The sequence below is a fragment of the Breoghania sp. JC706 genome (assembly GCF_037026715.1).
GTDB lineage: Bacteria > Pseudomonadota > Alphaproteobacteria > Rhizobiales > Stappiaceae > Breoghania.
This window is the reverse complement of sequence record NZ_JBANCG010000003.1, coordinates 402,201-428,809: the sequence shown is the minus strand read 5'-3', so window position 1 is coordinate 428,809 and position 26,609 is coordinate 402,201. Positions and strand designations below refer to the sequence as shown.

At 62.7% G+C, this 26,609-nt stretch carries 20 protein-coding genes; 3 read left to right on the top strand and 17 right to left on the bottom strand.

The window, feature by feature from the left end:
• Positions 1-320: 320 nt before the first annotated feature.
• Positions 321-1,640, bottom strand: a complete 1,320-nt coding sequence (locus V2L18_RS07820; protein WP_336177502.1) for an aspartate aminotransferase family protein — start codon at positions 1,638-1,640, stop codon at positions 321-323.
• Between the two features lie 506 nt (positions 1,641-2,146).
• Here V2L18_RS07820 and V2L18_RS07815 point away from each other — a divergent pair.
• Complete coding sequence (locus tag V2L18_RS07815) at positions 2,147-2,788, top strand: TetR family transcriptional regulator C-terminal domain-containing protein (RefSeq protein ID WP_336177500.1); 642 nt, start codon at positions 2,147-2,149, stop codon at positions 2,786-2,788.
• A gap of 345 nt (positions 2,789-3,133) precedes the next feature.
• On the opposite strand, the gene V2L18_RS07810 is transcribed toward V2L18_RS07815, so the two are convergent.
• From V2L18_RS07810 to fliI, 7 genes are all read right to left on the bottom strand, one after another.
• Positions 3,134-3,397: a hypothetical protein gene (locus tag V2L18_RS07810; RefSeq protein ID WP_336177499.1), complete on the bottom strand. Its 264-nt coding sequence runs from the start codon at positions 3,395-3,397 to the stop codon at positions 3,134-3,136.
• A gap of 431 nt (positions 3,398-3,828) precedes the next feature.
• Entirely contained in the window at positions 3,829-5,142 is a 1,314-nt protein-coding gene (gene preA / locus V2L18_RS07805; RefSeq protein WP_336177498.1) for an NAD-dependent dihydropyrimidine dehydrogenase subunit PreA, read from the bottom strand.
• Positions 5,143-5,156: 14 nt separating this feature from the next.
• The gene (locus tag V2L18_RS07800; protein WP_336177497.1) at positions 5,157-6,509 is read right to left on the bottom strand and encodes an NAD(P)-dependent oxidoreductase; all 1,353 of its coding nucleotides are present in this window, start codon (positions 6,507-6,509) and stop codon (positions 5,157-5,159) included.
• Between the two features lie 351 nt (positions 6,510-6,860).
• Positions 6,861-7,289 carry a paraquat-inducible protein A gene (locus tag V2L18_RS07795; RefSeq protein WP_336177495.1) on the bottom strand — a complete coding sequence of 143 codons (429 nt, stop codon included), beginning with the start codon at positions 7,287-7,289 and terminating at the stop codon, positions 6,861-6,863.
• Positions 7,290-7,415: 126 nt separating this feature from the next.
• Positions 7,416-9,236 carry a diguanylate cyclase gene (locus V2L18_RS07790; RefSeq protein ID WP_336177494.1) on the bottom strand — a complete coding sequence of 607 codons (1,821 nt, stop codon included), beginning with the start codon at positions 9,234-9,236 and terminating at the stop codon, positions 7,416-7,418.
• Between the two features lie 750 nt (positions 9,237-9,986).
• Positions 9,987-10,400 (bottom strand): flagellar export protein FliJ, encoded by a 414-nt coding sequence (gene fliJ, locus V2L18_RS07785; protein WP_336177493.1) that lies wholly within the window; start codon positions 10,398-10,400, stop codon positions 9,987-9,989.
• Positions 10,401-10,431: 31 nt separating this feature from the next.
• Positions 10,432-11,754, bottom strand: a complete 1,323-nt coding sequence (gene fliI / locus V2L18_RS07780) for a flagellar protein export ATPase FliI (RefSeq protein WP_336177491.1) — start codon at positions 11,752-11,754, stop codon at positions 10,432-10,434.
• A gap of 379 nt (positions 11,755-12,133) precedes the next feature.
• Between fliI and V2L18_RS07775 the strand changes: the two genes are divergently transcribed.
• Entirely contained in the window at positions 12,134-12,829 is a 696-nt protein-coding gene (locus V2L18_RS07775; protein WP_336177489.1) for a response regulator transcription factor, read from the top strand.
• Positions 12,830-13,266: 437 nt separating this feature from the next.
• On the opposite strand, the gene V2L18_RS07770 is transcribed toward V2L18_RS07775, so the two are convergent.
• From V2L18_RS07770 to V2L18_RS07730, 9 genes are all read right to left on the bottom strand, one after another.
• A complete protein-coding gene (locus V2L18_RS07770) occupies positions 13,267-15,216 on the bottom strand; it encodes a methyl-accepting chemotaxis protein (RefSeq protein ID WP_336177729.1) in 1,950 nt (649 codons plus the stop codon).
• A gap of 597 nt (positions 15,217-15,813) precedes the next feature.
• A complete protein-coding gene (locus V2L18_RS07765; RefSeq protein ID WP_336177488.1) occupies positions 15,814-17,820 on the bottom strand; it encodes a methyl-accepting chemotaxis protein in 2,007 nt (668 codons plus the stop codon).
• 450 nt (positions 17,821-18,270) lie between these two features.
• The gene (locus V2L18_RS07760; protein ID WP_336177487.1) at positions 18,271-19,158 is read right to left on the bottom strand and encodes a protein-glutamate O-methyltransferase CheR; all 888 of its coding nucleotides are present in this window, start codon (positions 19,156-19,158) and stop codon (positions 18,271-18,273) included.
• Positions 19,155-20,345 (bottom strand): chemotaxis response regulator protein-glutamate methylesterase, encoded by a 1,191-nt coding sequence (locus V2L18_RS07755; protein ID WP_336177486.1) that lies wholly within the window; start codon positions 20,343-20,345, stop codon positions 19,155-19,157. The genes V2L18_RS07760 and V2L18_RS07755 overlap by 4 nt, the downstream gene beginning before the upstream one ends.
• Positions 20,346-20,369: 24 nt before the next feature.
• A complete protein-coding gene (locus V2L18_RS07750) occupies positions 20,370-20,735 on the bottom strand; it encodes a response regulator (protein WP_336177485.1) in 366 nt (121 codons plus the stop codon).
• A gap of 45 nt (positions 20,736-20,780) precedes the next feature.
• Complete coding sequence (locus tag V2L18_RS07745; RefSeq protein WP_336177484.1) at positions 20,781-21,293, bottom strand: chemotaxis protein CheW; 513 nt, start codon at positions 21,291-21,293, stop codon at positions 20,781-20,783.
• Entirely contained in the window at positions 21,290-24,052 is a 2,763-nt protein-coding gene (locus tag V2L18_RS07740) for a hybrid sensor histidine kinase/response regulator (RefSeq protein WP_336177483.1), read from the bottom strand. Before V2L18_RS07740 ends, V2L18_RS07745 begins: the two co-directional genes overlap by 4 nt.
• Positions 24,053-24,194: 142 nt before the next feature.
• Positions 24,195-24,833 carry a histidine phosphotransferase family protein gene (locus V2L18_RS07735; protein WP_336177482.1) on the bottom strand — a complete coding sequence of 213 codons (639 nt, stop codon included), beginning with the start codon at positions 24,831-24,833 and terminating at the stop codon, positions 24,195-24,197.
• A gap of 153 nt (positions 24,834-24,986) precedes the next feature.
• The gene (locus tag V2L18_RS07730; protein ID WP_336177480.1) at positions 24,987-25,619 is read right to left on the bottom strand and encodes a YHS domain-containing (seleno)protein; all 633 of its coding nucleotides are present in this window, start codon (positions 25,617-25,619) and stop codon (positions 24,987-24,989) included.
• Between the two features lie 227 nt (positions 25,620-25,846).
• Here V2L18_RS07730 and V2L18_RS07725 point away from each other — a divergent pair, with 227 nt between their 5' ends.
• The gene (locus V2L18_RS07725; protein WP_336177479.1) at positions 25,847-26,482 is read left to right on the top strand and encodes a DUF1134 domain-containing protein; all 636 of its coding nucleotides are present in this window, start codon (positions 25,847-25,849) and stop codon (positions 26,480-26,482) included.
• Positions 26,483-26,609: the final 127 nt, after the last annotated feature.

Sequence of the window (26,609 nt, the reverse complement as noted above, 5' to 3'; positions counted from 1 at the left end):
CTCTGTTCCGCTCTCTTCGGTTCTTGTCCGGCCCGATCGGCTCCCGCTTTTGCCGCGGGTTTTGTCCGAAAGGCCAGTCGTCGCGTTGTCGCGCGCCCTCATGGCGGGGCGCTTTGAAATCCGTTGGCAAGGCCATGTCTTCCGCCCCCGCCACAAACTCGATTGTCATCCCCGCGAAGGCGGGGATCCAGCAAACAGCGGGGCGGGGCGGTTCGCCGAATGCCCCGCTCATCCTCCAATTGCGTGCCAGACAACCAAACCCTGATGGTTGCTGGATTCCCGCCTTCGCGGGAATGACATCCGGAGTGGACGTCCTCCCTCTAGTCGATCGCCTTCAGCACCTTGCCGAGAATCCCGAACAGCTCGTCGATCTGCGCCTTGGAGATGATCAGCGGCGGCGACAGCGCGATGATGTCGCCGGTGGTGCGGATCATCAGCCCCTCCTCGAATGCCTTGAGGAAGGCGGAAAACGCCCGCTTGGTCGGCTCGCCGGCAATCGGCTCCAACTCCACCGCGCCGATCAGCCCGAGGTTGCGGATATCGATGACATGCGGATGATCCGTCAGCCCGTGCAACGCATCGGCCCAATAGTCGGCAAGCTCCGCCCCGCGCGTCATCAGCCCCTCGTCCTCGTAGGTATCGAGCGTGCCGAGCGCTGCGGCGCACGCCAAGGGATGGCCGGAATAGGTGTAGCCGTGGAAGAACTCGATCATGTGCTCCGGCCCCTGCATGAAGGCCTCGTAGATCGAGGAGGAGACGAACACCGCCCCCATCGGCACCGTGCCCGAGGTAAGCCCCTTGGCCGTCGTCACCATGTCCGGCACCACGCCGAAATGATCGACCGCAAACGCCGAACCAAGACGCCCGAAGCCGGTAATGACCTCGTCGAAAATCAAGAGGATATCGTTGTCATCACAGATCTTGCGAAGCCGCTCCAGATACCCCTTGGGCGGGATCAGCACGCCGGTGGACCCCGCCATCGGCTCCACGATCACGGCCGCGATGGTGGAGGCATCGTGCAGCTTGATGACGTTTTCCAGATCGTCGGCGAACTCCGCGCCATATTCCGGCTGGCCGCGGGTAAACGCGTTGCGCTCGATGTCGTGCGTATCGCGGATATGGTCGACGCCAGTCAGAAGCCCGCCGAACATCTTGCGGTTGCCGGAAATGCCGCCGACCGAGATGCCGCCGAAATTCACCCCGTGATAGCCGCGCTGACGGCCGATGAGGCGGGTCTTGGCCGCATTGCCCTTGGCGCGGTGATAGGCGATCGCCGTCTTCAGCGCCGTTTCCACCGATTCAGAGCCTGAATTGGTGAAGAACACATGGTCGAGCGGCTTCGGCATCATCGCGGAAAGCCGGGCCGCCAGTTCGAACGCCTTCGGGTGCCCCATCTGGAAGGCCGGCGCGTAGTCGAGTTCGGCGGCCTGTTTCTGAATCGCCTCCACCACCTTCGGCCGCCCGTGTCCGGCGTTGCAGCACCACAGGCCCGCCGTGCCGTCCAGGATCTGGCGGCCGTCGGCGGCCGTGTAGTGCATGTCCTTGGCACCCACCAGCATGCGCGGGTTCTTCTTGAACTGCCGGTTCGCGGTGAACGGCATCCAGAAGGCTTCGAGATTGTTGGTGGCGGCCTGCGACATGATTCCTCCAAGCGAACGCGCCGCCTTTCCTGGCGGTCGCGCGGGATGGGTCAGCCCCCGCACCGGCCCGCCCGTTTCCCTTGCGCGCATTCGCATGGCGCCATTACCGGAAAAAGACGGAAAACACCGAACCGCCCCTGAAAACCTCTGCGACAACCCTGCGAGAGCTTCAAGACTTCGGCGATGTCTCACGTTGCGATTTCTGACCAAATGGTCAAGATAACGATAGGAGTGCCGCGTAAGTGCGGTCAAGGTCATTTTCTATCCACGCGGATGCAAAAGCAATCATCGCCAAGTTGCGGATTTTGCTCGATTTGCGGGCGCAAGCGCGCGAAAAATGGGCGCTTTTTCGAAGCGCTGCGGCGCAGCAAAAGTGCCCGGCGCGGTCTTGGGGTGAAATCGCGGTTCAAATCGCGCTATAGCAGGAGACGCCGCGCCGGTCGGCTAAGGGGCGGACAAGGAGGAGGAAACGATCCGATGACGACGCGTGGCGAGGGTGGGCGCCGATGAGTATCGAGGGCACGGCCCGACAGGGATCGCGCAAGGCGACCCGCATCCAGACGGTCAACCGCGACCGCATTCTGGCGGCGGCGCTCGAGATATTCTCGCGCTTCGGCTTCCGCGGCACGACGCTCGACCAGATCGCCCGCGAGGCGGGCATGTCGAAGTCGAACCTGCTCTATTATTACCCCTCCAAGGCGCAGATCTATAAGGCCGTTCTGGAAGAGATCCTGGACGAATGGCTCAAGCCCCTGCGCGCGCTCGACGTCGCGAGCGACCCGGCATCGGAACTCGGCGACTACATTGCCCGCAAGCTGGAGCATTCGGCTGCGAACCCCAAAGCCTCCCGCCTCTTCGCCAACGAGGTTCTGGAAGGCGCGCCGGTGATGATGGATGTGCTGAAGGGACCGTTGCGCGATCTGGTCGACGCCAAGGCCGGCGTCATCCGCACCTGGATCGAGGAGGGCCGGCTGAAGCCGGTGGACCCGCATCACCTGGTTTTCATGCTGTGGGCGACGACCCAGCACTACGCCGATTTCGACACCCAGATCCGCGCGATCACGGGCCACTCGGTGGAAGAACCGAAGTTTCGGAAAACGGCTGAAGAGACGCTGAAAACGCTGTTCCTGCGCGCGCTCATTCCGTAGAGCGGTTTGGGGTTTGAGGGAAGTGGATCGGAGGCTTTGCCAAACCACGAAACGTTCTGGTCGGCGAGCACAAGCACGATCCGGCCACCCGCTCCCGCGCCGTCAGCCCACACAGCTTGTCGTTACCGCGCAGAAGGGGATGACATACCGGGAAAACCATAAACGTTCACCCAAAAGGCCTTTACCATGAAGATGGTCTTTTTTCGAAAAAATTCCAATTAGTCAATCAAATAGCCAATGAATGTCGCTATCTGATAAAATAGGCCAGAATATCAACTCCAGCATTCACAAAATAATATAATATTTAAAAAATAAATTGAAAAAAATAAACTTATGGGGAAAATTCTAATCAGATGGCCGCCATCCTCTGATATATTTCTTTCTATAATTTCTATTATTTTCTTCTGATTTTTTAATATTTATATGAGATGCATGAATATCTCCTGCGTTCTTTATGTCAAAATCGACATTATTTTCGTACCCATTGAATCCATCCACAACCAAATTCTGCCCTTTAGCGTCGAATAAAACGCCGGTCCCACAATAAGCCGCCCCGCATCCTATCATAACTGCCGTCGGGCGTTTACTAGAGCTATCTTCCTTGCTCATCAGATTTCCCTCTAATCATTTCCATGTCCTCTGAAACTATATCACCCACGTCCTCACCCTCGAAATACACACCATTACCTTCATACCTATGTCGCCTAAATGTTATATTTCCCGATTTCCCGACTTTCCATACTGCATTATCGGATTTTTCTTTTGACATAGCTAGGTACTCCCACATTAGACATGCACAGCACATCAAAGATATTGCTAAAGATGCATAAAAAACGTACGAATTATACCTTTGGTCCAGAAAGCACGCACCCAGCGTACTACCAGACACAGATAAGAATGCCCATAATGTTCCCACGCGTATATTCTTCTTCATCTTATGATGATATACGATTCCCCAGCGCACATACATAGATTCGTAAAAACGCGACCATGCATGTGCTCAAGAACACATGTCCATCCAATATTTTTGCATCCCACCGCTACTCCGCAGGCATCGCCACCCGGTTCGGATTGTTCGGATGCGTCGTCCAGTTGGCATAGGCCGCCTCCACCGGCCTGCCCGTGCGCGGATCGACCGTCCCGGAGGCCATCGGTTCCATGGTGATGCAGCCCTCCACCGGACAGACGTTGACGCACAGGTTGCAGCCCACGCATTCCGCCTCGATCACCTCGAAACCGCGCTTGCCCGCGATCGTCGCGGAAATCGCCTGGTGCGAGGTATCCTCGCAGGCGATGTGGCAGCGCCCGCACTTGATGCAAAGATCCTGATCGATATGCGCCTTGGCGATGTAGTTGAGGTTGAGGAACTTCCAGTCGGTGACGTTCGGCACCGCGCGGCCGATGAACTGGTCGATGGAGGCATAGCCCTTCTCGTCCATCCAGTCGGAAAGCCCGGAAATCATCTCCTCAACGATCCGGAAGCCGTAGGTCATCGCCGCCGTGCACACCTGCACGTTGCCGGCCCCAAGCGCCATGAACTCCGCCGCATCGCGCCACGTCGTCACCCCGCCGATGCCGGAAATCGGCAGGCCCCGGGTTTCCGCATCGCGCGCGATCTCGGCCACCATGTTGAGCGCCATCGGCTTCACCGCCGGCCCGCAATAGCCGCCATGCGTGCCCTTGCCGTCCACCGTGGGTTCCGGCGCCATCAGGTCGAGGTTCACGGATGTGATGGAGTTGACCGTGTTGATCAGCGACACCGCGTCCGCCCCGCCCTTCTTCGCGGCGCGTGCGGGATAGCGGATGTCGGTGATGTTCGGCGTCAGTTTCACGATCACCGGCATGCGCGTGTGCTTCTTGCACCAGCGCGTGACCATCTCGATGTAGTCCGGCACCTGGCCGACGGCCGAGCCCATGCCGCGTTCCGACATGCCGTGCGGACAGCCGAAATTGAGCTCCACGCCATCGGCTTCCGTTTCTTCAACGAGCTTCAGGATATTGGCCCAGTTCTCCTCCTCGCACGCCACCATCAGCGAGACGACCAGCGCCCGGTCGGGCCACGCCTTCTTCACCCGCTTGATCTCCTGCAGGTTGAGTTGCAATGGCCGGTCGGTGATCAGCTCGATGTTGTTGAAGCCGGTGAGCGAGCGGTCCTTGCCATGCGTCGCGCCGTAGCGCGGGCCGTTGACGTTGACGACCGGATCGCCGTCGCCGAGCGTCTTCCACACGACGCCGCCCCAGCCGGCCTGAAAGGCGCGCACGACATTGTATTCCTTGTCGGTCGGCGGCGCGGAGGCCAGCCAGAACGGGTTCGGCGACTTGATGCCGACAAATGAATTGGAAAGATCGGCCATGGTCCTCTTCTCCCCTAAAGACCAAAGGAACGGTGGATGGCATCGGCCGCGACCTTGCCGTCCGCGACGGCGGCGACCGTGAGGTCCTCGCCGCCCGCCACGCAGTCGCCGCCCGCCCACACGCCGGAAACCGAGGTGCGTCCGTCCTCGTCCACCGCGATGCGGCCCCCTTCCAGCGCCGGCACGGCACCCAGAAGTGGCGCATCAAGGAAGGTCTGGCCGATCGCCTTGAAGACCTGATCGACCTCGAGGCGCAACGTTTCGCCCGTGCCTTCAAGCCGACCGTCGTCTCCGGGCCTTGTGCCTTCCAGCACGATGGAGCTCACCCGGCCATGGGCGCCGATGAGGGCGGCCGGGCGCATCCAGTGGCGGATGACGACGCCGTTCGTCAGCGCCAGCTCCTGCTCATAGGCCGACGCCTTCATCTCGCCCGCCCCGCGCCGGTAGGCAATCGTCACCTCCTCCGCGCCCAGCCGCTTCATCTGCACCGCGATGTCGATCGCCGTCATGCCGCCGCCGATGACGACGACGCGCCGGCCCACGGGCAGCGTGGCAAGATTGTCGGCCTGGCGCAGTCGCGCGATATAATCGACCGCGTCGAGCACGCCCTCCATCTCCTCGCCCTCAAGCCTCAGCGCGTTGACGCCGGCAAGCCCCATGGCAAGGAACACCGCGTCATGCTTCGCCTTCAGGTCCGCAAGCGTGAAATCGCGCCCCAGCGCCTTGCCGGCTTCGACCGCGATGCCGCCGACCGACAGAATGAAGTCGACCTCTTCCTGCGCGAAGCCGTCGACGGTCTTGTAGGCGGCGATGCCGTATTCGTTGAGCCCGCCGAGCTTCGGCTTGGCGTCATAGATGGTGACCGAATGGCCCAGTTCCGCCAGCCGGTGGGCGCACGAAAGTCCCGCCGGCCCGCCGCCGACAATGGCGACGGACTTGCCCGTCTCAGGCGCCCGCGTGGCGAAGCTCTTCGGGCGGGTCTCAAGGAAACGGTCCGTGGCGTGGCGCTGCAGAAGGCCGATCTTCACCGGCTTTCCCTCCGCCTCCTGGCGCACACAGGCCTCCTCGCACAGGGTTTCGGTCGGGCAGACGCGGGCGCACATGCCGCCGAGAATGTTCTGCGCGAAGATCGTTTTTGCGGCGCCGGTATCGTTGCCGGTAGAGATCTGGCGGATGAACAGCGGAATGTCGATCGAGGTCGGGCACGCCTTGGTGCACGGGGCATCGAAGCAGAAATAGCAGCGGTCCGCCTCCACCACCGCCTCGTGGGCATCGAGCGGGGGATGCAGATCGGCGAAATTGTCCAGATACGCTTCGGCGGGCAGACGGCCGCACGCAATGTCCGGACCGGACGCAACGTCGGTCATGGAACCTCCTCGTCGCGCGGGTCCCGTCGCACCGGACAGGAGGCGGGGCGTCGCGCGTTTCCCATTTTCATCGAACGCGGGCCGGCCTTGCGGGGCGACCGCCCATGGCGAGCGGCCCCGGCAGCGTTCCGGCACATGTTCCCGTCTTCAAAGGTGGTCGTTTCGACCCTTCTCTTTGCCGGAAGGGTTCGTTACGTCAGTTTCAGTTTTTTGACCAAATAGTCAAATCCATTCTGACGGCACTTGCGCTTCAAATTTGCGCAAAACGGGTGAAACCTGCCTGTTCTGCGGGCGCAAGCGGATCGCAGGTCTTTGTGCTGCGGCCCATCCTTCCGTCAACCAGGGACCGCTCTACCGCCGGCACATCAGCGCGGCGAGCGCGGTGGACAGGGTGGCGAAGGCGTAAAACCACAGGCCCGGCTGGGTGATGGCGGTCGCAAGCCCGCTGGACTTGGCCGCAAACACCACCAGCGCCACCACCATCACGTCCATCATCGACCATTTCGACACCGCCCCCAGCAGCGACAGGAAATGCCCCCGCCCGCCGAGCGCCACCACATGCAGCAGCAGGATCTTGATCGCCGGAAACAGGATGGAGAAGCAGCCGACCAGGATAGCCAGCGCCCGGTCACCCTCCGCATCGAGCCCGCGCACCACCTCGATCAGCGACGGCGTCTCTTCAAAGAAATAGAGCTTCTCGAAGGACAGGAGCGGCAGCGTCAGGCCGAGCGCGAAGGAGAAGGTGGCGAGCGGCAGGAGCAGGGCGAGCATCAGGCGCATGAACGTGCCGCATGGTGGGTTGTCGGGGACATCTCCCATCCTGTGGCACAAGGCTGCCGGGCAAGGCAAGCGCGGGCAAGGCCGAACGCGGCCGGGTGCGGCCGGGCGCCATCACGACGCCTGCCGTCAGGAATAGCGCTTCACCGCCCGGTAGCCGCCGTTCTTGCCTCCCTCGCCGGCAAGCGCATAGCCGCCGGGCGCCTTGCGTTTGGCGGAATACATCGCCTTGTCGGCCGCGCGCAGCAATTCGCTCGCCGTCTGCCCGTCGCGCGGCGCCTGCGCGATGCCGACGCTGGCGGAAACCCGTATCGACCCGTCCGCGAGATCGTGGGGCTGCGAAAGCCCCTGCCCCAGCGTGCCGGCGAGCGCGATCGCCGCCTCCAGATCCACACCGGTCGGCAGGATGACGCTGAACTCGTCCCCGCCGAGCCGCGCCACCATCGCTTCGGCAGGCATCAGTTCACGGAAGCGATCGGCGACCGTCTGCAACAGCGCATCGCCGGCCTCGTGACCGAAAGTGTCGTTCACGGCCTTGAACCCGTCGAGATCGACGAACATCAGCACGCATTGCGTGCCCTCCTCGCGCGCGCGCATCAGTTCGCCGTTCAGCCGCGTGTTGAAAAGCGCGCGGTTCGGCAGATCCGTCAGCGTATCGAAATGCGCCTTGTGCCAGACGGCTTCCTCCGCCTCCACCCGCTGCGTCACATCGCGCGCAACGACGATGTAGCGCTCCTTGGAATCCTCGTCGGCGAAGCGGCCGCAACCCACGTCGAGCCAGAAGACCGTTCCGTCCCGCCGCTCGATCCGACAACGCACCGTCTTGTCTCCGTCCAGGAATTCCTGGTCGTCCAGCGGCAACTCCGGCAGGAACGTGCATATGTTGGCGCCGACGACTTCCGACTTCGCAACGCCGGTGCGCCGGGAGACCGTCTCGTTGCAATCGAGAATGATCCCTGTCGCGTCGAGCACGACGAGCCCGTCGTTGGACGCCTCGATCAGGCTGCGCAGATGTGCCTTCTCCTTCATGTTCGCCTGATTGATGCGGTCGACGGCGAGGCCGACGGCCGTTACGCGGCGCACCATGTAGCGGCCGATCAGGAAGAGCCCGACGGCCAGGGCGGCAACCACGAGGCTCAGCTCGACCAACCGAAAGGCATCGTCGATCCGTGTCTCCCAGACGAGCTCGCCGATCGGACGACCGCGGCTGTCCCTGAGGCTCACCCCATTGTTGCCGTCGTCGCCGTCAACGGGGCTGGCGCTCAGTTCGGGCAGGTCGAAATGCTTCGCGATGGCTTGCAGCCGGGCGGCATCGAACCGTGTTGTCAGCACCAGGAGGGGGATGGGGGCGCCGGGCTGGCCCGGCACGCCATCGAGCTTCACCGGCACCGGACCTGCGGTCGCGAGATAGGGCGAGCCGTTGTGCCAGAACCACCCGGTCACGACACGCGAAGGCGTGCTCCGTCCATTTCGAAGAGTGCTTTCGCCCCAGACGGGCTCGGACATATCGGGGAAGATCTCCTCCGGCATGAAGCTGTCACCGCTGCCGTCATCGGCATGTCCGAGCAACGCGCCGCCGAGCACCAGCGACACGGTCGCATAGCCCTCGACCTCCAGCATGCTCTGCCACGGCGCCTGGGAGGCAGTCTCCTTCGCCCCTTCGCCGCTCCGTGCCGCGACCTCCAGATCCTGCCAGGACATGCCGATCAGGATCCGCGACTTGGTCTCCACGTCGTCGATGTATGAGGTGACGATATCGCGCTCGTGGGTCTGCGTCGCGCGGTATTGATGCAGGATCTCGAAACCGAACAACGCGGCGAGCAGCGTGAATTCGACCAGAAAGATCGTGCGTTTGAGCCGCGCGAGATTGCCCAGCAGACCGGCCACGCTCGGCAACCCGCCCGGGTCCTGCCCGTCTTGACCAGCGAGTTGGCGGAAGAGTTTTCTCAAGCGCATATGTCTCCCATGCGGTTCGGCTCACGCTGGCCTTCCCGGCTAACACAACGGCTTTCACCTGAAACAAATTGTGTCGGAAATTCCTGAAAAAAGTTACTAAAATGGACATTTGATGCATTTCAAATCATTGAAGACAAAGACACATTGTGAATATTGCCAATCCGAGCGAGATTTTACTGAAAAGCCCGCAGACAAAGCCCGAATGCGGTATTCGGATACTACAACCTTCGCGACCGCTCCCCTGCGATGCTCCGACGAACCCTGCCCGCGTGCGGGCCTGTCGGCCCAAAGGCTTCGGAAGTCTTCTGCCGAAGACAGGCGGCCGAGCCTCCTCACTTTCGCCGACCGCTTGCCGAACTGGCGAAAATCCTGCCGCGCTCTCGAAGGGAGAGCCGGCGGATGCTTGCGGTGGGTGACCCCATGTTTTTTTTTGCAAAGGGTAACCCCCACCCCTAACCCCTCCCCTCAAGGGGGAGGGGGACCGGTCGGCAAGCCTGGCTTGCCAGGTGCTCACCTGACCAACCGCTGCAGGCACGATCTCATCCCCCTCCCCCTTGAGGGGAGGGGTTAGGGGTGGGGGTTACCCTTCGCAAAAACATGGGGGATTGAATTTCGAGCATGCCCGCTAACGGACAAAACACAAAAGCCAGGACCCCGGCTCGCGAAGAACCTCGGTTTCCCGGCTGCGGACTGTCTGACGCACCTGTCCCGCGGACGGGCCAGTGCCGTTTCGGATGATTCGTCTCAGTTGCCGAAGGCGTGATTGCGCCCGGCGATCTCGTCGAGTTCGGCCTGTTCGGCCTCTTCCGCGGCCTCGCGCTCGCGTTCCTGATCGCGCTCTTCCATCAGCTCGATCTTCTTCAGCTCTTCCACCGCCTCGGCCAGTTCATCCTGGGCGCGTTCGAGCTGGCCGTGCAGTTCCTCGGCCGAGGCCTTGAGGTTGTCGCGGCGCTGCATGGCCGCCTTGGCGAAGGTCGGATAGGCGAAATGCGCCACGTCGGTGATGCCGACGCGCTCCTGCTCGAACAGGATCTGGTCGTCTAGTTCCTTCGCCATGCGGTCGAAATCGGCGATCATCGCCTCGATCTGCGACACCTGCCGACGCTTGTCGTCGACCTGGAATCGCTTCAACCGTATGATGCTCTCTCTGGACTTCATCGGGCACTACTCCCCCTAACGAAGGGCGACCTTAACCCAAACTCATTTCCAAAAGGTTGGCGAGTTCACCATAACCTTCATCCAGTGTGGTCGCCTCGCCCTTGCCCTGACGGAGGAAGGCTTCCAGCGCATCGTGGCGTTCGATGGCGAGGTCGACGGTGGCGTCCGAGCCGCGGCGATAGGCGCCGAGCCGGATCAATTCCTCCATGTCGGCATAGGTCGACATCAGCCTTTTCGCCTCGCGAATGACGGGCAGGGCCTCGGGCTTCACGCAGCCCGGCATGGTGCGCGAAACCGACTTCAGGATGTTGATCGCCGGATAGCGCCCGCGCTCGGCAATCGCGCGCTCCATCACGATATGGCCGTCGAGAATGCCGCGTACCGCATCCGCCACCGGCTCGTTGTGGTTGTCGCCCTCCACCAGCACCGTGAAGAGCCCGGTGATCGAGCCCGACCCGACCACCCCCGGCCCGGCCCGCTCCAGAAGCCGGGGCAATTCGGTGAAGACGGTGGGCGTGTAGCCCTTGGAGGTCGGCGGCTCGCCGGCGGCAAGGCCGATCTCGCGCTGCGCCATGGCAAAGCGCGTCACCGAATCCATCATGCACAGCACGGACTTGCCCTGGTCGCGGAAATATTCCGCCGTCGCCAGCGTGAGATAGGCCGCCTGCCGGCGCATCAAGGCGCTCTCGTCCGATGTCGCGACGATGACGACGGCATGTTTCAGCCCGTCCTCGCCCAGGTCGTCCTGCACGAACTCCTGCAGCTCGCGACCGCGCTCGCCGATGAGCCCGATCACCGCCACGTCGGCGGCCGTGTTCTTGGCCAGCATGGAAAGAAGCACCGACTTGCCAACGCCGGAGCCGGCGAAGATGCCCATGCGCTGGCCGCGACAACATGTCACGAAGGTATTGAGTGCCCTCACCCCCAGGTCGATCGGCCCGCCAACGCGGGCGCGGTCGGCGGCCGGCGGCGGGCTGGTGCGCAGGTGACGGGGCTCGCCGCCGCGCGCAAGCGCCCCCTTGCCGTCCACCGCCTCGCCCATCGCGTTGATGACCCGGCCGAGCCACGCATCGGACATGCGCACCACGCTCTCGCGCTCCACCAGCACGGCCTTGCAGCCCATGCGCACGCCCTGAAGCCCGGAAAATGGCAGGCAAAGCGCGCGTTCGTCCCTGAAGCCGACGACCTCGGCCAGCACTTCGTCGCCCGCCCCGCCCTCGATCGCCAGCCGCGATCCGACGCTCATCTCGTGCACCGGTCCGGAGATCTCCACGAGCAGTCCCTGCACGCCGACAACCCGGCCGTAGACCTCGACGGCGTCCAGTGATTCGATTTCGTTGATCAGGGATTGCACGTGCGCCGCTCCGGGGACCGATTGAGCCGGTTAAGGGGAATGGTAACCGATCGTTTACGGTTCTGGTTAATCATATTGAAGAGGATGTTCACAGATTGGGAACCTTTATAGGCCGAAGCGTTCAAGCTGTGAGTCCGTTGAATCGGTTAGCGGCAATTCCTCATGTGGATTGTCGATAGCAACGGGCCGGAATTCGGCGGGAATTTCAAGAAATTCTCGTCAGTTTCATAGCTTACGTATCAAAACGCTTCCGCTGCGAATCGGAATTTGTTAACTAGGGCCTCGAGGTTTCGAGACGCGGTTAGCAGCAGTCATTCGCCGCGATCGCCTACCTAGGTTGGTGCGGTTTGCCCAGAATAGGCAAGACGAGGAAATTGGCATGCGAGTACTGCTCATAGAAGACGATGGCGCTACGGCCCAGAGCATCGAGCTGATGCTCAAGTCCGAAAACTTCAACGTCTATACAACGGATCTTGGCGAAGAAGGCATCGATCTGGGCAAGCTCTATGATTACGACATCATTCTGCTTGACCTGAATCTGCCGGACATGTCGGGCTATGAGGTCCTTCGGACCCTTCGCGTCTCCAAGGTCAAGACGCCGATCCTGATCCTTTCGGGTCTGGCCGGCATCGAGGACAAGGTTCGTGGTCTCGGCTTCGGCGCCGACGACTACATGACCAAGCCCTTCCACAAGGACGAGCTCGTCGCTCGCATCCATGCCATTGTTCGTCGGTCCAAGGGGCATGCGCAGTCGGTCATCACGACCGGCGACCTGACGGTGAACCTCGACACCAAGACGGTCGAGGTCAACAGCCAGCGCGTGCACCTGACGGGCAAGGAATATCAGATGCTGGAGTTGCTCTCCTTGCGCAAGGGCACGACCCTGACGAAGGAGATGTTCCTGAACCATCTCTATGGCGGCATGGACGAGCCGGAATTGAAGATCATCGACGTCTTCATCTGCAAGCTGCGCAAGAAGCTTGCGGCGGCGACCGCCGGCCGCAACTACATCGAGACGGTCTGGGGCCGCGGCTACGTTCTGCGCGAGCCCGACGAGGAACGCGTCGCGTCCTGATAAGGAGGCGCGTCTCCGAAATCATTTGAAAAAGCCTGGCCCCGGCCAGGCTTTTTTCGTTTGCGCACGCCGAACCTTCCGTCGGTCCCATCTTTGCCCGCTTCCGGCGCCGGCGGGGATGGCACGAGGAGAATGGGCGCGTTCGAGACGACAAAAGCGAGATCGTTTCATGGTCTGGCGACGCCGGATCGCGACGGGTCTTTCAGCGCGTTGCCCATCCTTCGCGACGGCGCTCTCGCGCCTCCTCAGAGCCAAGCCCGGCAATGGTATCGGGCTATGCGCCCCCATCCCCCCTCCGTCGTCATTGCCCGGCGAAGTCCGGGTGATGATGTCGAGGGTCTCGACAAAAGCCACGGAGCAGTCCGTGCCGCTCCGCGGGAACTTGATAACCCGGCAGACGTGCCCCGCCGCCCTTGCAGGCGGCGGGGGCCGAAACCTCAGGCCGCGCGCACGGAGGCCAGGAAGCGGTCGACCTCGCTGCGCAGCGTCTCGGACATCCGCGACAGCTCGTCCGCGGATGCTTCCACCTGGGCCGAGGCGGAGCCGGCCGTGGAAGCGGAGGAGGACACCAGGATGATGTTGTTGGACACATCCTGTGTGCCCACCGCCGCCATCTGGACGTTGCGGGCGATCTCCTGCGTCGCCGTCGTCTGCTGTTCCACGGCCGCCGCAATCGCCGAACTGATGGCGTTCAGCTCGTCAATGGCGCTGGAAACCGTGCCGATCGCCTCGGAGGAGCCGGCCGTGGCCGTCTGGATCTCCGAGACCTGCTCGGCGATCTCCTGGGTCGCCTTGGAGGTCTGCGTCGCAAGCTCCTTCACTTCCGCCGCAACCACGGCAAAGCCCTTGCCGGCCGTTCCCGCACGCGCCGCCTCGATGGTGGCGTTGAGCGCAAGAAGGTTGGTCTGCTCCGCGATGTCCTGGATCAGGCCGACGATGTCGCCGATGCGCTGGGCGGACGCCTGCTGCTGGTGCACCTTCTCCACCATCTGCGTGGCTTCCTGTGAGGCGACCGCCGCCTTGTTCGCGGTATCTGTCGCCTGACGCCCGATTTCCTCCACCGAGGCCGCCATCTCCTCCGAGGCGGTGGCGACCGCCTGCACGTTGCTGGTCGCCTCTTCCGAGGCGGCCGCGACGCTCGTCGCCTTCTCGTTGGTATCGGCTGCGGCCGCCGTCATGGTTTCGGCAGCGGCCTGAAGCTCGGTGGCGGCCCCGGCGACGGTGTTGACGATCGTGCCGACGGCTTCCTCGAATTCGTCCGCCATGCGCTCCATCAGCGCCTTGCGCTCCTCGGCCGCATGGGCCTCGGCTTCCTTCTGCTCGGCCTCCAGCCGGACCTTTTCGATCGCGTTCTCCTTGAACACGCCGACCGCCGCGGCCATCGCGCCGATCTCGTCCTTGCGGCCGGCGCCGAAGATCTCGACCTTCAGGTCTCCCTTCGCGAGCGTCTTCATGTTGGCGGTGATGCGAAGGATCGCCCGCGACAGCGACAGACCGAGATAGAGTGCCAGCGCCGCGCCCGCGAGCACGAAGATCAGGCCGATGATCCCGACCTTCCGGATCGTGCCGTCGATGAACTTGACCGCCTGCGGCCCGAGCCTGTTCTGACTGTCGATCGATGTATCCAGCATGCCCTGATAGGCCGCGAGGATCTTCGGACCGATGGCAGCGATTTCCGTATCAGCCTGCCTGCGCGCCTCCGAAAGTCGCTTCAGTTCGTCGAGTTGATCGAGATAGTGGGTAACGGCCTCCCCCACGTCGGCTGCGATCTTGCGCGCGCGCGCATCGCTCACGTCCTTGGCAAGCGCCCCAATGGCCTCGCGAGCGCTGGCGAGGTTGTCTTGCGCAGCCTTGAAATTCTGCTCCGAGGGCTCGCGTGCGATCCGTTCGGCATGGAGACTGGCGACCAGGAAGTCGTTCAGGGCCCTGCTCGCCTGCAGTTCCGCACCATGATCACCATCGCTCGCCAGAAGGCCCAGAAGCCGGCCCATCTGGTCGGGAACCTGGATCCCCCACGCCTTGAACGAAGCGAAGGCTCCGGTGACACCGCCCTGGCTCTCCCGGATCTTGTCGAAGAGCTTGTCGTACTTGGCGACATCGGACTGCAGGACATCGAACCGGGCGAGCTGGGCGGGATCCTTGATCCATTTCTTGAGGCCGGCACCGCCGTCCTTGACCTGCTCCGTATAGGTCCCCACGGCCTCCCCGTTTTCCTTCGAGGGCGCCAGCTTGAACTGCAGTGCCGCCACGCGTGCCATCGTGAACGCCTTGGTCACGTCCGTAATCGCGACGGTCTTGCCCGCCTCGCCCCGGTAATCCGTGAACATGCTGTTCGTTGTGTTGAGCCCCCAGAGACTGACCCCGGCCAATCCGGCCAGAGCAACCACAAGCAATCCCACCCCCCCGAGAAGCTTGATTTTTATCGACATGTTGTTGAGCACTTGTGCCACCTCAATCATTGAGCAAGGAGCGCGGCCGTATCGCATCTTCTCAGAAGACGGGAGCGCGAACGCCGTGACCCGAGGCACAATAGGCGTAATACCTGTTAATAATACGTATATTTTCCAATATTCCATACAAAAGATAAAGTTGACGTAATGTCATTTACACAGATTTATATTTATAAATCCAATATCTATTTATCACATTCGCGCTTACGTATGGTGATATAGCCACCTGTTATCGTATTCGCCTGCGTTATTTTATAGAATAACAGAATTGTTGAGCGAAAAATGCCATTTTCAATTGGATATCTGCTGCGACACCGGCCACGGGACGCCCGAGCTGCTGGAAATGCGGCCAGCTCGTCAAGAAAATCGAGTCCGATCAATATGTTGCAGATATGGAGCCCAAGCGCTGCGGCAACCGATTACCGGCCCTTCTGAAAACAAAGAAAAAGGCCCGGCCGAAGCCGGACCTCCATTGGCACACCCCTGTCGAGGCAAGCCCGCCCGGCCGCCGGCCGGGCAAGCGTCCGGTATGGTTCAGGCAGCGCGGACGGTGGAGAGGAAGCGGCTCACCTCGTTGCGCAGCGTCTCCGACATGCGCGACAGCTCGCCGGCCGATGCCTCGACCTGCGCACAGGCCGATCCGGTGGTGGAGGCTGCGGCCGAAACCAGGGTGATGTTGTTGGACACATCCTGGGTGCCGACCGCCGCCATCTGGACGTTGCGGGCGATCTCCTGCGTCGCGATCGTCTGCTGCTCCACGGCCGCCGCGATGGCCGAACTGATCTCGTTCAGCTCCGCGATAGCGCTGGAAACGGAGCCGATCGCCTCCGAGGAGCCCGCCGTGGCGGCCTGGATCTCTGAGATCTGCTCCGCGATCTCCTGGGTCGCCTTGGAGGTCTGCGTCGCAAGCTCCTTTACTTCCGCCGCCACGACCGCGAAGCCCTTGCCGGCTTCGCCCGCACGCGCCGCCTCGATGGTGGCGTTCAGTGCCAACAGGTTGGTCTGCTCTGCGATGTCCTGGATCAGGCCGACGATGTCGCCGATACGCTGGGCCGACGTCTGCTGCTGGTGCATCTTGTCAACCATCTGGTTGGCTTCGCCGGAGGCGGTCGCCGCCCGGCTCGCCGTATCGCTCGCCTGCCGACCGATCTCCTCCACCGATGCCGCCATCTCTTCCGAGGCGGTGGCGACCGCCTGCACGTTGCTGGTCGCCTCCTCGGAAGCGGCAGCGACGTTCGTGGCCTTGTCGTTGGTATCGGCTGCGGCCGCCGTCATTGTTTCGGCAGCGGCCTGAAGCTCTGTGGCGGCCCCGGCAACCGTGTCCACGATGGTGCCGACGGCTTCCTCGAACTCGTTCGCCATGCGCTCCATCAGCGCCTTGCGCTCCTCAGCCGCACGCGCCTCGACTTCCTTCTGCTCGGCCTCCAGCCGAACCTTCTCGATCGCGTTCTCCTTGAAGACACCGACCGCCGCAGCCATGGAGCCGATCTCGTCCTTGCGGCCCACTCCGAAGATCTCCACCTCAAGATCGCCGTCGGCGAGCCTGGTCATCGCGCCGGTGATCCGACGGATCGCCTGCGACAGCGACATCCCGAGATAAAGCGCGATTACGGCACCGATCAGCGTCGCGACAACGCCGATCGTCGTGACCTCCATGACGATGGATTCGATGCGCACGCCGGCCGTTTTGCCGACATCATTCTGCGAGGCCACGACGTCTTCGAGAATGCCGCGATAGGCATCCATGAACTTCGAGCCCAGAGCGGCGAGCTGCTCGTCCCAGATACGGTCGCGCTTCAGATAGTCGGCGTGCAGGGCGTCCAGAAGGGCCTTTTCCTGCTTGAGTTGCTCCGAAAGCCCCGATGCGGCCTTGCGGCGCTCCATGTTCGACGCCATGGCGTTCAGGCTGGACAGGTGCTTGCCAACGGCTTCGAGCTGACCGTTGGCCAGGTCGATGTCCCCGCCCTTGGGATCGTCGGCCACCCGGTTGATGTATTCCTGCCCCGACAGAAGCGCCCCCAGCGCCTGCCCGGCGAAATAGATCTCGTTGCCGCTGCCGTCCCGATAGGCCTGGCGGGCCAGATCGTCGAGCCCCTTTTGCATCGTCGCGGTCAGCTTCTCCAGCTCCGCGTTCTTTGCATCGATGTCGGCGTCGTTGAGCACGAACTCCCGGAAGGCTTCGCCGTAGTCCCTGATCTGGCTTTCCAGGGCCTCCAGCTTGGCGCGTATCTGGGGATTCGTGACCTGGGAGCGGATCTTGCCGGCCTCCGCGACGATCCCCTTGATGGCGACGGTCGCCTTCTCCGCCAGCGCTTCGTCGCCTGTATCGCCGAACTTCAGAACGGCCAGTCGCGCCAGAATGACGTTCTGCGTCGCGGTGTTGACATGCTGCGCTTCGATCGAGCCGTTCTTGAAGGTGTCAAACAGCCCCGACACCTGCTTCAGCCCCGTCAGATTGAAGACGACAAGGCCCGCGAGCGCGACGACGAGGAGCCCCACGCCCACGAACAGTTTCGTCTTGATAGATACGTTGTTGAGCATTTCTGTTGCCTCATGACCAGGGGGCGCCCTCTCAAGCCACCCCAGATCCCGACCCGGCCATACGCCAGCCGTGCGAAGATCTTCGGTCTCGAGGAATAATATAATATGCTTAATATTTCGTAAAAACACGTAACAACTATAGATATCAATAGCAATATCTGATACTCGCACAGCGTTCCGTTGGCGTAACATATCTTACAATATGAAATATTGAATGCAATACTTACCCAGTAGAAACGGATTTTAGGCGAGATAGAATTGGACGTACAAATTTTACAACCATAAATAGTCCTATCGACAAATAGTCTACCCAAGGTAATTTGAGCAATTTCCCCTACGTTACAAAAAGAAAAAGGCGCCGTCAGAAGACGGCGCCCTTTCGGCATTATCTGCAATCCGGACTGCCCGGGTAACGTTTTACCGTCGCGCTTGCGCGACAGCAGATCGGCGCTAATTCGCGAAAAGACGCGACGTGGCGCTGCCGCGGGCGGCCATTCCGAGGCCGCTCGCGCCGGTCTCGGCTCCCGCAGCGCCCCGATTGTAGAGGCCGCGCAGGCCCGGCACCGGCTGGAATGCCGTGGAAAGGCCCACCACCGTCTCCGCCGCCCCCAGCACCAGATAGCCGTCGCTCGGCATCTGTTTGGCGAGGCGATTGAGGATGTCGGACTTGGTCGGCTGGTCGAAATAGATCAGCACGTTACGGCAGAAGATCACGTCGAATTCGCCGAGCGAAGAGAAACTCTCCAGCAGATTGAGCATCCGCCACTGCACCATGCTGCGAATGTCCGGATTGATCTGCCAGATGTCGCCGTTCTGCGTGAAATATTTCAGCAGCATCTGGATCGGCAGGCCGCGCTGCACCTCGAACTGCGAGTAGACGCCGGTCTTGGCCTTGTCGAGCACCTCCGTGGAGATGTCCGTACCAATGATCTCCACGCGCCAGCCGGAAAGCCGGGCCGCGGCTTCCTTCAGCAGGATCGCCAGCGAATAAGGCTCCTGGCCGGTGGAGGCGGCCGCACACCAGATCCGCAGACGCTTGCGGTCCGCCCGCGCCTTCAAGAGCGCCGGCAGCATCGTGTTGGTGAAGTTCTCGAACGGCGTCTTGTCGCGGAAGAAGAACGACTCGTTGGTCGTCATCGCCTCCACAACGGCCGTTTCCAGCTTCCTGTCGGTGCCCCTCTGGAGTTTGGTTACAAGCTCGGAGAGCGACGCGATACCGTCCTTGCGCGCCAGAGGCAGCAGGCGGCTTTCCACCAGGTACTGCTTCTCGTTGGACAGCACCAGTCCGGACCGGGTCTTCAGGAACGTCTTGAGGAATTCGAATTCAGTCGGGGTCAACGCCGGCCTCCCAGGATACGGATCACTTTGGGACCGATCTCTTCGAGCGGCAGCACTTCGGAGCACTGACCGGTCTGGGCTGCGGCACCCGGCATTCCCCACACGACGCTGGTCTTCTCGTCCTGCGCGATGATACTGCCGCCGGCTGCCGCGATCGTCCTGACGCCCGCCGCCCCGTCGTGCCCCATACCGGTCAGCACGATGGCCAGCGTCGCCGCGCCATAGATTTTCGCCACGCTGTCGAAAAGCGGATCGACCGCGGGCTTGCAGAAATTGACCGGCGGATCGTCGGTCAACCGCACCTTGGCAGCCACGCCGTCCTTTTCCAGAACGAGATGCTTGCCGCCCGGAGCGACGTAGATCTGGCCCGGCTTCAGCACTTCGCCGTTCTGCGCCTCGGCCGCCGGGCGCAACGCCGCCTTGGCCAGATGCTCGGCGAGAATGGCCGTGAAGGTCGGCGGCATGTGCTGGGTGACGACAACGGGAATGTCGCCCAGGTTGCTGCCGATATCGCGAAAGAGCTGCTGCAGCGCCTGCGGTCCGCCCGTCGAGGAGCCGATCGCCAGAATGCGCGGGCGCGCGGAGGAATAGGAACGAAGCGTGAAGGGCGGACGCGCGATCGCCGACTGGCGCGGCGCGGGCGCCGCGGCCGTGCGGCCGAGCTGCTGACCGGCCGCCGTCTCCGCCCGCATCGGACGGCGCGCGATGGCCGCACCGGGAAGCCCGCCCTGACGCCCCTTGGGGCCGAGATTCTTCAGCTTCTCGATCAGGTCGCGCCGAAAATCGACGGAGGTGGAGATCGAGGAGGAGGATTCGGGCTTCGGGACGTAGTCCTGCGCGCCGAGCGACAGGGCCTTGAGGCTGATCTCGGCATTGCGCCGGGTCAGCGTGGAGGCCATGACGACGACGAGATTCTTCTTCTTGGCGAGCATCAGCGGCAGCGCCGTGAGCCCGTCCATCTCCGGCATCTCGATATCGAGGACGACGACGTCCGGGTTCGACCGCTCGATATCGTCGACCGCCAGCCTGCCGTTGCGATGGGACGCCACCACGGCGAGCGCCGGGTCAGCGTCGACCCAGCGACTGATCAAGCCGCGGATCACGACGCTGTCGTCGACGACCATTACGCGAATGGGGTCCGTTACCGTCCCGACCGGCGGGGCGGCAGACTGGGTCGCTGTAACCATGTCAGATTCCTGTTGGGGGGGTCTCTAGATGAGACCGACCTCCTGGAACTTCGCTTCGACGATCTCTCTGTCGAACGGTTTCATGATGTATTCGTTGGCCCCTGCCCGGATCGCCTTGGCAATGTGGCCGACATCATTTTCCGTGGTGCAGAAGACCACCGTCGGGCGGTCTCCGCCTTCTTCCTGCCGAAGCGCTGTCAGGAACTCCAGACCGTCCATGACCGGCATGTTCCAGTCGAGAAGGATCGCGTCCGGCATGTCCTTGCGGCAGCTTTCCAGGGCCGCCTTGCCGTCTTCGGCTTCGGCGATGGAGAAGTCGAGGTCTTCCAGGATCCGCCGCGCCACCTTCCGGATAACGCTGGAATCATCGACCACGAGGCATGTTTTCATCACCTGAACTCCTGATCACGGGACGCACGCCGGAACGCGGTTCCGTTAAGCGGCAATGGGCTCGCTCATCATCGCGCCGAGAAGACGCGCCACATCGAGAATGACCATCAGCTGGCCGTCGAGACGATGCACGCCGGCGGAAATCTCCGCCCAGCGCTGGTCGAGATTGGTCGGGTTCGGCTCGCGCGAGCTGACCGGAAGCGTGAGTACCTCACCGACGGTATCGATGACCAGTCCGTAAGATTCCCCCTTGTATTCGATCCCGACCGCCATCATCGTCTGGCCGCCTTCAAGCGCAGGCAGCGACAGACGACGGCGCATGTTGATCGCCGTGACGATGCGACCGCGCAGGTTCAAGACGCCCTGCACCTCCGGCGGCGCCAGCGGCACCCGCGTCACGCTCTCCGGCACGAACACGTCGTGCACCTGGCTGATCTGCAATCCGAACAGCTGACCGCCGATGACGACGGTCACATACTGGATGTTCTCGCTGCCGGCCCCTGCCGAAGTGATCTTTTCCACGGCGCTCTTTTCTTTGTTCTGGTGCTCGTTCTTCATGCTGCGGCCCTCGCCTCGTTCGTCAGCACATCCTTGAGCGCGGCAATGAGACCGGGCCGGTCGAATTTGGCGACGTAGTCGTCAAAGCCCGCCTGGCGGCCGCGTTCGATGGAAGCCGGGGTGACCAGCGACGAAAGCGCCAGCACCGGTATGTTGCGGAAGCGCGGGTCGCGTCTCAGCGCCTCGCAGAACTCGAACCCGTTGATATCCGGCATCTCGATATCGGAGACGACGACATCGAACTTGCGATCCGACTGCAGGACCTGCACGGCCGAACGCGCGCTGTCGCACACGGTCACGTCGTAGCCCGCCGCCTTCAGCACCGGCGTCAGCATGTTGCGGAAGAAGGAGCTGTCGTCGACGAACAGCAGCGACTTCGTCAGCGCCTCGCTCGCCATCTCCTTGCGCACGAACCAGTCCTCGAAGGCCATCGGCAGGTAGTGGCCGAGATCGATGATCTCCGTGGCCTTCTCCTTGATGATGGCGGAGCCGAGAACGCCCGGCACTTCCGAGCCGACCTCGATGTTCAGCGTCGCTTCCACGATGTCGACGATCTCGTCGACCACCAGGCCCATGGAGCGGCCGCTATCGGAGAACACAAGCATCGGCTGTGTGCCTTCGGTGCGGTGCGCCTGGCCGGGCTCGATGTAGACGAGCGGCATCAGCACGCCGCGATACTGAACCAGGTCGCGGCCGTTGGAGCGTTCGATCTCGGAGACCTGGAACTCCTCCAGACGCGTGACCAGCGACAGCGGCACCGCCTTGGGCTCGGCCGAACCGGCGCGGAACAGCAAGAGCGACGTGGTCGCGTGATGGTCCACGAACTTCTTGCGCTCGTCGTGTTCCTCTTCCTGCTCGGCAAGAGCGGAAGAGGCGTGGCTCGCCATCGCGCTGGCGATGCCGTTGGGATCGATGATCATGATCACCGAGCCGTCGCCGAGGATGGTGTTGCCGGAGAACATCGAGATGTTTCGCAGCATGGTCGACATCGGCTTGACGACGATTTCCTCCGTATGGAAGACGCCGTCGACCACCACGCCGAAGGTCTGGGAACCGACCTGCATGACGACGATGAAGCCGTTGTCCTGGTCGAGCGCCTCGTCGGCGTTGGCGACCGTCTCCATGCCGAGCAGCGAGGAGAGATGCAAGAGCGGCAGCAGCTTGTTGCGCAGGCGAAGGACGGGCGTGTCCTTGATGCGCTCGATGCGGTGCTCGGAATTGTTCTGGACGCGAACCAGTTCCACGACCGAGAGCTGCGGAATGGCGAAGCGATCGCCGGAGCTTTCAACGATCAGCGTGGAGACGATGGCCAGCGTCAGCGGGATCTTGATGATGAAGCTGGTGCCCTTGCCCGGGACCGACTTCAGATCCACCGAACCGCCGATCAGCTCGATGTTGTTGCGCACCACGTCCATGCCGACGCCGCGGCCAGACACGCTCGTCACCTTGGCGGCCGTGGAGAAGCCCGCGCCGAAGATCAGCTTGTGGATCTGGGCGTCGGTCATCTTCTCCAGTTCGGCTTCCGTGTGCATGCCGCTCTGGATCGCCTTGCGCTTGATCGCATCGACGTCGAGGCCCTTGCCGTCGTCCTTGACCTCGATGATGATGTGCCCGCCCTCGTGATAGGCGGCAAGCGTGATCGTGCCCTGTTCCGGCTTGCCGGCGGCCTTGCGGTCCTCCGGGCCTTCCAGGCCGTGATCGGCGGAGTTGCGCACCATGTGGGTGAGCGGATCCTTGATCAGCTCCAGCACCTGGCGGTCAAGCTCGGTATCGGCGCCGATCATCTCCAGCTCGATCGGCTTGTCCAGTTCCTGCGAAAGGTCGCGCACCACGCGCGGCAGCTTCTGCCAGGCGTTGCCGATCGGCTGCATGCGCGTCTTCATGACGCCTTCCTGCAGCTCGGCGGTGACGTTGGAGAGCCGCTGCAGCGGCACCTTGAATTCGCTGTCCTCGTGACGGCGCACGATCTCCAGAAGCTGGTTGCGCGTCAGCACCAGTTCCGAAACCATGGTCATCAGATGTTCCAGCGTCTCCACGTTGACGCGGATCGACTGGTTGGACACAGACGACTTCTTGTCGCCGGGCGCCTTTTCCGGGTGGTGATCGCCGGCCGCCTTGGTGTCGGCCGCGAGGGCGCCGACGTCGGCCGCCTTCGGTTCCGGCTCGGGCTTGGGTTCGGGAAGCTCGATCTCGATCGCGGTTTCCTGGAAGGCGCGCTCGAGCTCGTCGAGCGAAACCTCGCCCGGGCGCAGCTCGCGTTCCAGCGACTGATCGATCGGCTTGATCGCGGCGGCATCGGCGTCGTCGGACGCGGTGCCCTCCGCATCATCGTCGGCCGTTTCCGTCGCGGCCTTGCCGGCAGCGCCGCCCGCCTGTTCGAAGGCGTGCTCCGACATGTATTCGAGTTGCTTGATGAGGTCTTCATCGGAGCCGGCCGGCTCCTCGCCCTCGGCTTCCTCAAGATCGGCGAGGATGCCCTTGATGCGGTCGATCGAGGACAGGATCAGCGACACGGCGGCCTGTGTGACGGGTGCTCCGTCGCGGAACTTGCCCATCAGCGTCTCGGCGGCATGTGCCAGCGCTTCCAGACGCGGCAGGCCGAGGAACCCGCAGGTTCCCTTGATCGTGTGAACGAGACGGAAGATATTGTCGAGAATCGTCGCGTTGTTGGGTTCCTGCTCGAACTTCACGAGCTCCACGTCGACGACGTCCAAACTCTCGTTGGTCTCAGTCAGGAACTCACGAAGGAGATCATCCATGTCTGGTGCCCACCCACATACTATACGCACAGGGGCTCGCAAGGCGGCCCCACGGGCATTCTGCCCGCAGGGCCAAGTCTCGGCGGAATAAGTTAAGATAGGTTGAAGCGCGGGCGGGCAATCACGCTTCCGGGATAAGCATCTACTCGGCTGTTATAATTACCGAATCATCCTTCTTCTCCATCAGGATCGACATGTTGCTGTCGTCTGCCAGAAGCCCCGCATAGGCGGGCTGGATCGCATGCGCGTCGATGCGCTCCACTTCCTGGTTGGTGAGAAGGTCCGCGATCATCGCGGGAATGCGGGCGTTGAGGCCCTGCGCGGTGAGCCGGAAACTCGGCTTGGCCGCGTCCTCGTTGGTCATCTCCACCGTGATGGTGCCGCCGCGCGGCACGCACTGGTTGGCGATGAGCAGCAGGTTGAGAAGAAGCTTGACCTTGTTCTTGCCCATCAGGAGCCGGGGAACGTTCCACACCAGGGTGGACTTCTCGTTCTCCATGTAGCCGGCCGAGACCGAATGGGCATCGCCGAGGTCGATCTCCGCACCGGCCGACCCCGCCGCCCCGAAGGCGAGCCGGGCGAACTGCAGCTTGGCCGAGGCCTGCTTGGCGCTCTTTCGAATGAGGTCCATGGCGAATTCGCGCATCTCCTCATTGTTTTCCTCGTCGAGCACTTCCAGCCCGTTGGTCACCGCGCCGACCGGCGAGATGATGTCATGGCAGACACGGCTGGCGATCAGCGCTGCGAGATCGAGCGATGACAGGTCAATCGGCTTGGCCATGAAAACCTCGGGTCCGTGATGGGTGGCAATCGGCCTGATTCGACGCAGGCCAGACGAGGGTTACACCGACACCCCCGCCGTGCCAAGTCGGGACGCTTCCCCGCGCCGCCGGTTTTGCCCGCCAGTGTCAGATGGCAGCGGCGCTAACCCTGCTCACCGGCTCAGATCCGGCGCGATCGTGAAATGCAGCCGCTTGTCCCAGCTTTGCTCGGCGTTGCGGATATAGGCGTCCGGCGCCACCAGCCACGAGAACCGCCGCGCCGGAGAATAGAAAAGGTAAAGCCGCTCGCCGTAGACCGCCCAGACCTTCGGATCCCCCGGTGTCAGTTGGTCGTCCGCGAGCGCGCGCGCATCGTGCCCGCCGAATTGCGGCGCATAGATCTCCGGCGCCTCCCTGAAGGCGGCAAGGTTGCCCTCGTTGACGAAGCGCCAGATGGTTTGCGACCAGACGAACTCGAAGCGCGGCAGGCCCAGCCGCGGCCGGTGATCGACGAAATAGGCGACCGGGTCGTATCCGCCGATGGCAAGCCCCGTCGCCGCATCGACCTGGACGTAACGCTGCGGGATCGTGTAGCCGGAGCCCGCCGCCGGTGTATCTGGCGTCTCTGATGTTCCCTGCCCGTCTGCGGGCGCGGCGTTCTCCGCAGCCGCGTTCCCCGTGCCGGTCGCCCCCTCCTGCGCCACCCCCGGCTCCGCCGCATCCTGCGCCATGCATGGCTCGGCTGCGAGCGTGAGGGCGGCAAGCCACAACGCGGCGAAAAGGAAACGGAAGAAGGAACGGGACACGAATATCGCCCCCGAGGGGATGGCGAGCCCAAAGGTTGCCGAATTTCGAATAGACTTTGTCACCGATTCGCACCGCGCCCGCCGGCGCCTCCCAGTCAGGGCCGGCTTTCGTGTTCGTGTCGCATGTAGCATATAGCATCGATCCGGGCGCCCCGGCATGTCCCCCGGCCCGCGCGCACTGTCACAAGAGCCTGGCATGCGCAACAGGGCACAAAGGAGATCCGTGAATGTATCTGCCGATCAGGAAAATGGTGATGCGGCTTGCAGCGCCGGCACTGTTTGCGGCCACCCTCGTCGTCGCCGCGCTCGCGCCGGTTGCCGGTCAGGCCCAGGGCTATCAGGGCCAGGGCAATTACGACAACGCCGCGCCTCCGGGCAGTCAGTCCTATTCCCAGGACGAGATCGTCGATGCCGGCCAGCGCTTTTTCGGCAAGGCCGCCGGCGGCCTTGCGTCCATCGTTGAGAACGCCGTCTCCAAGTACGGCCAGCCCAACGGCTACATTCTCGGCGAGGAAGGTTCCGGCGCGCTGGTGGCCGGCGCGCGCTTCGGCGAGGGCCAGCTCTACACGCGCAACGCCGGTACTCACAAGGTCTTCTGGCAGGGCCCTTCGATCGGCTGGGATTTCGGCGGCGACGGCGCCCGCGTCATGATGCTGGTCTACAACCTGCCCTCGGTCGACGCGATCTTCCGCCGCTATGTCGGCGTCAACGGCTCGGCCTATCTCGTCGGCGGCTTCGGCATGACGGTGCTGTCCAACAACGAGATCTACGTGGTGCCCATCCGCGCCGGCGTCGGCGCCCGCCTCGGCATCAATGTCGGCTACCTGAAATTCACCCAGAAGCCGACCTGGAACCCTTTCTGACGCGCCTCGACCGGCATTGCGTACCGCGCCGGCAGCCTCGCTGCACGGAATGCCCTGCCGGGGCCGGCGGACGGGTCCGCAATCGCTCGTGATTGCATCGGCGGTAAAAATCGGCAGGCTGGAAGAT

Bases quoted from the DNA above. Each gene is read 5' to 3' on its own strand.
- V2L18_RS07820 (WP_336177502.1), bottom strand. From the start codon at position 1,640: ATGTCGCAGGCCGCCACCAACAATCTCGAAGCCTTCTGGATGCCGTTC.
- V2L18_RS07815 (WP_336177500.1), top strand. From the start codon at position 2,147: ATGAGTATCGAGGGCACGGCCCGACAGGGATCGCGCAAGGCGACCCGC.
- V2L18_RS07810 (WP_336177499.1), bottom strand. From the start codon at position 3,397: ATGAGCAAGGAAGATAGCTCTAGTAAACGCCCGACGGCAGTTATGATA.
- preA (WP_336177498.1), bottom strand. From the start codon at position 5,142: ATGGCCGATCTTTCCAATTCATTTGTCGGCATCAAGTCGCCGAACCCG.
- V2L18_RS07800 (WP_336177497.1), bottom strand. From the start codon at position 6,509: ATGACCGACGTTGCGTCCGGTCCGGACATTGCGTGCGGCCGTCTGCCC.
- V2L18_RS07795 (WP_336177495.1), bottom strand. From the start codon at position 7,289: ATGCGCCTGATGCTCGCCCTGCTCCTGCCGCTCGCCACCTTCTCCTTC.
- fliJ (WP_336177493.1), bottom strand. From the start codon at position 10,400: ATGAAGTCCAGAGAGAGCATCATACGGTTGAAGCGATTCCAGGTCGAC.
- V2L18_RS07775 (WP_336177489.1), top strand. From the start codon at position 12,134: ATGCGAGTACTGCTCATAGAAGACGATGGCGCTACGGCCCAGAGCATC.
- V2L18_RS07765 (WP_336177488.1), bottom strand. From the start codon at position 17,820: ATGCTCAACAACGTATCTATCAAGACGAAACTGTTCGTGGGCGTGGGG.
- V2L18_RS07755 (WP_336177486.1), bottom strand. From the start codon at position 20,345: ATGGTTACAGCGACCCAGTCTGCCGCCCCGCCGGTCGGGACGGTAACG.
- V2L18_RS07750 (WP_336177485.1), bottom strand. From the start codon at position 20,735: ATGAAAACATGCCTCGTGGTCGATGATTCCAGCGTTATCCGGAAGGTG.
- V2L18_RS07745 (WP_336177484.1), bottom strand. From the start codon at position 21,293: ATGAAGAACGAGCACCAGAACAAAGAAAAGAGCGCCGTGGAAAAGATC.
- V2L18_RS07740 (WP_336177483.1), bottom strand. From the start codon at position 24,052: ATGGATGATCTCCTTCGTGAGTTCCTGACTGAGACCAACGAGAGTTTG.
- V2L18_RS07735 (WP_336177482.1), bottom strand. From the start codon at position 24,833: ATGGCCAAGCCGATTGACCTGTCATCGCTCGATCTCGCAGCGCTGATC.
- V2L18_RS07725 (WP_336177479.1), top strand. From the start codon at position 25,847: ATGTATCTGCCGATCAGGAAAATGGTGATGCGGCTTGCAGCGCCGGCA.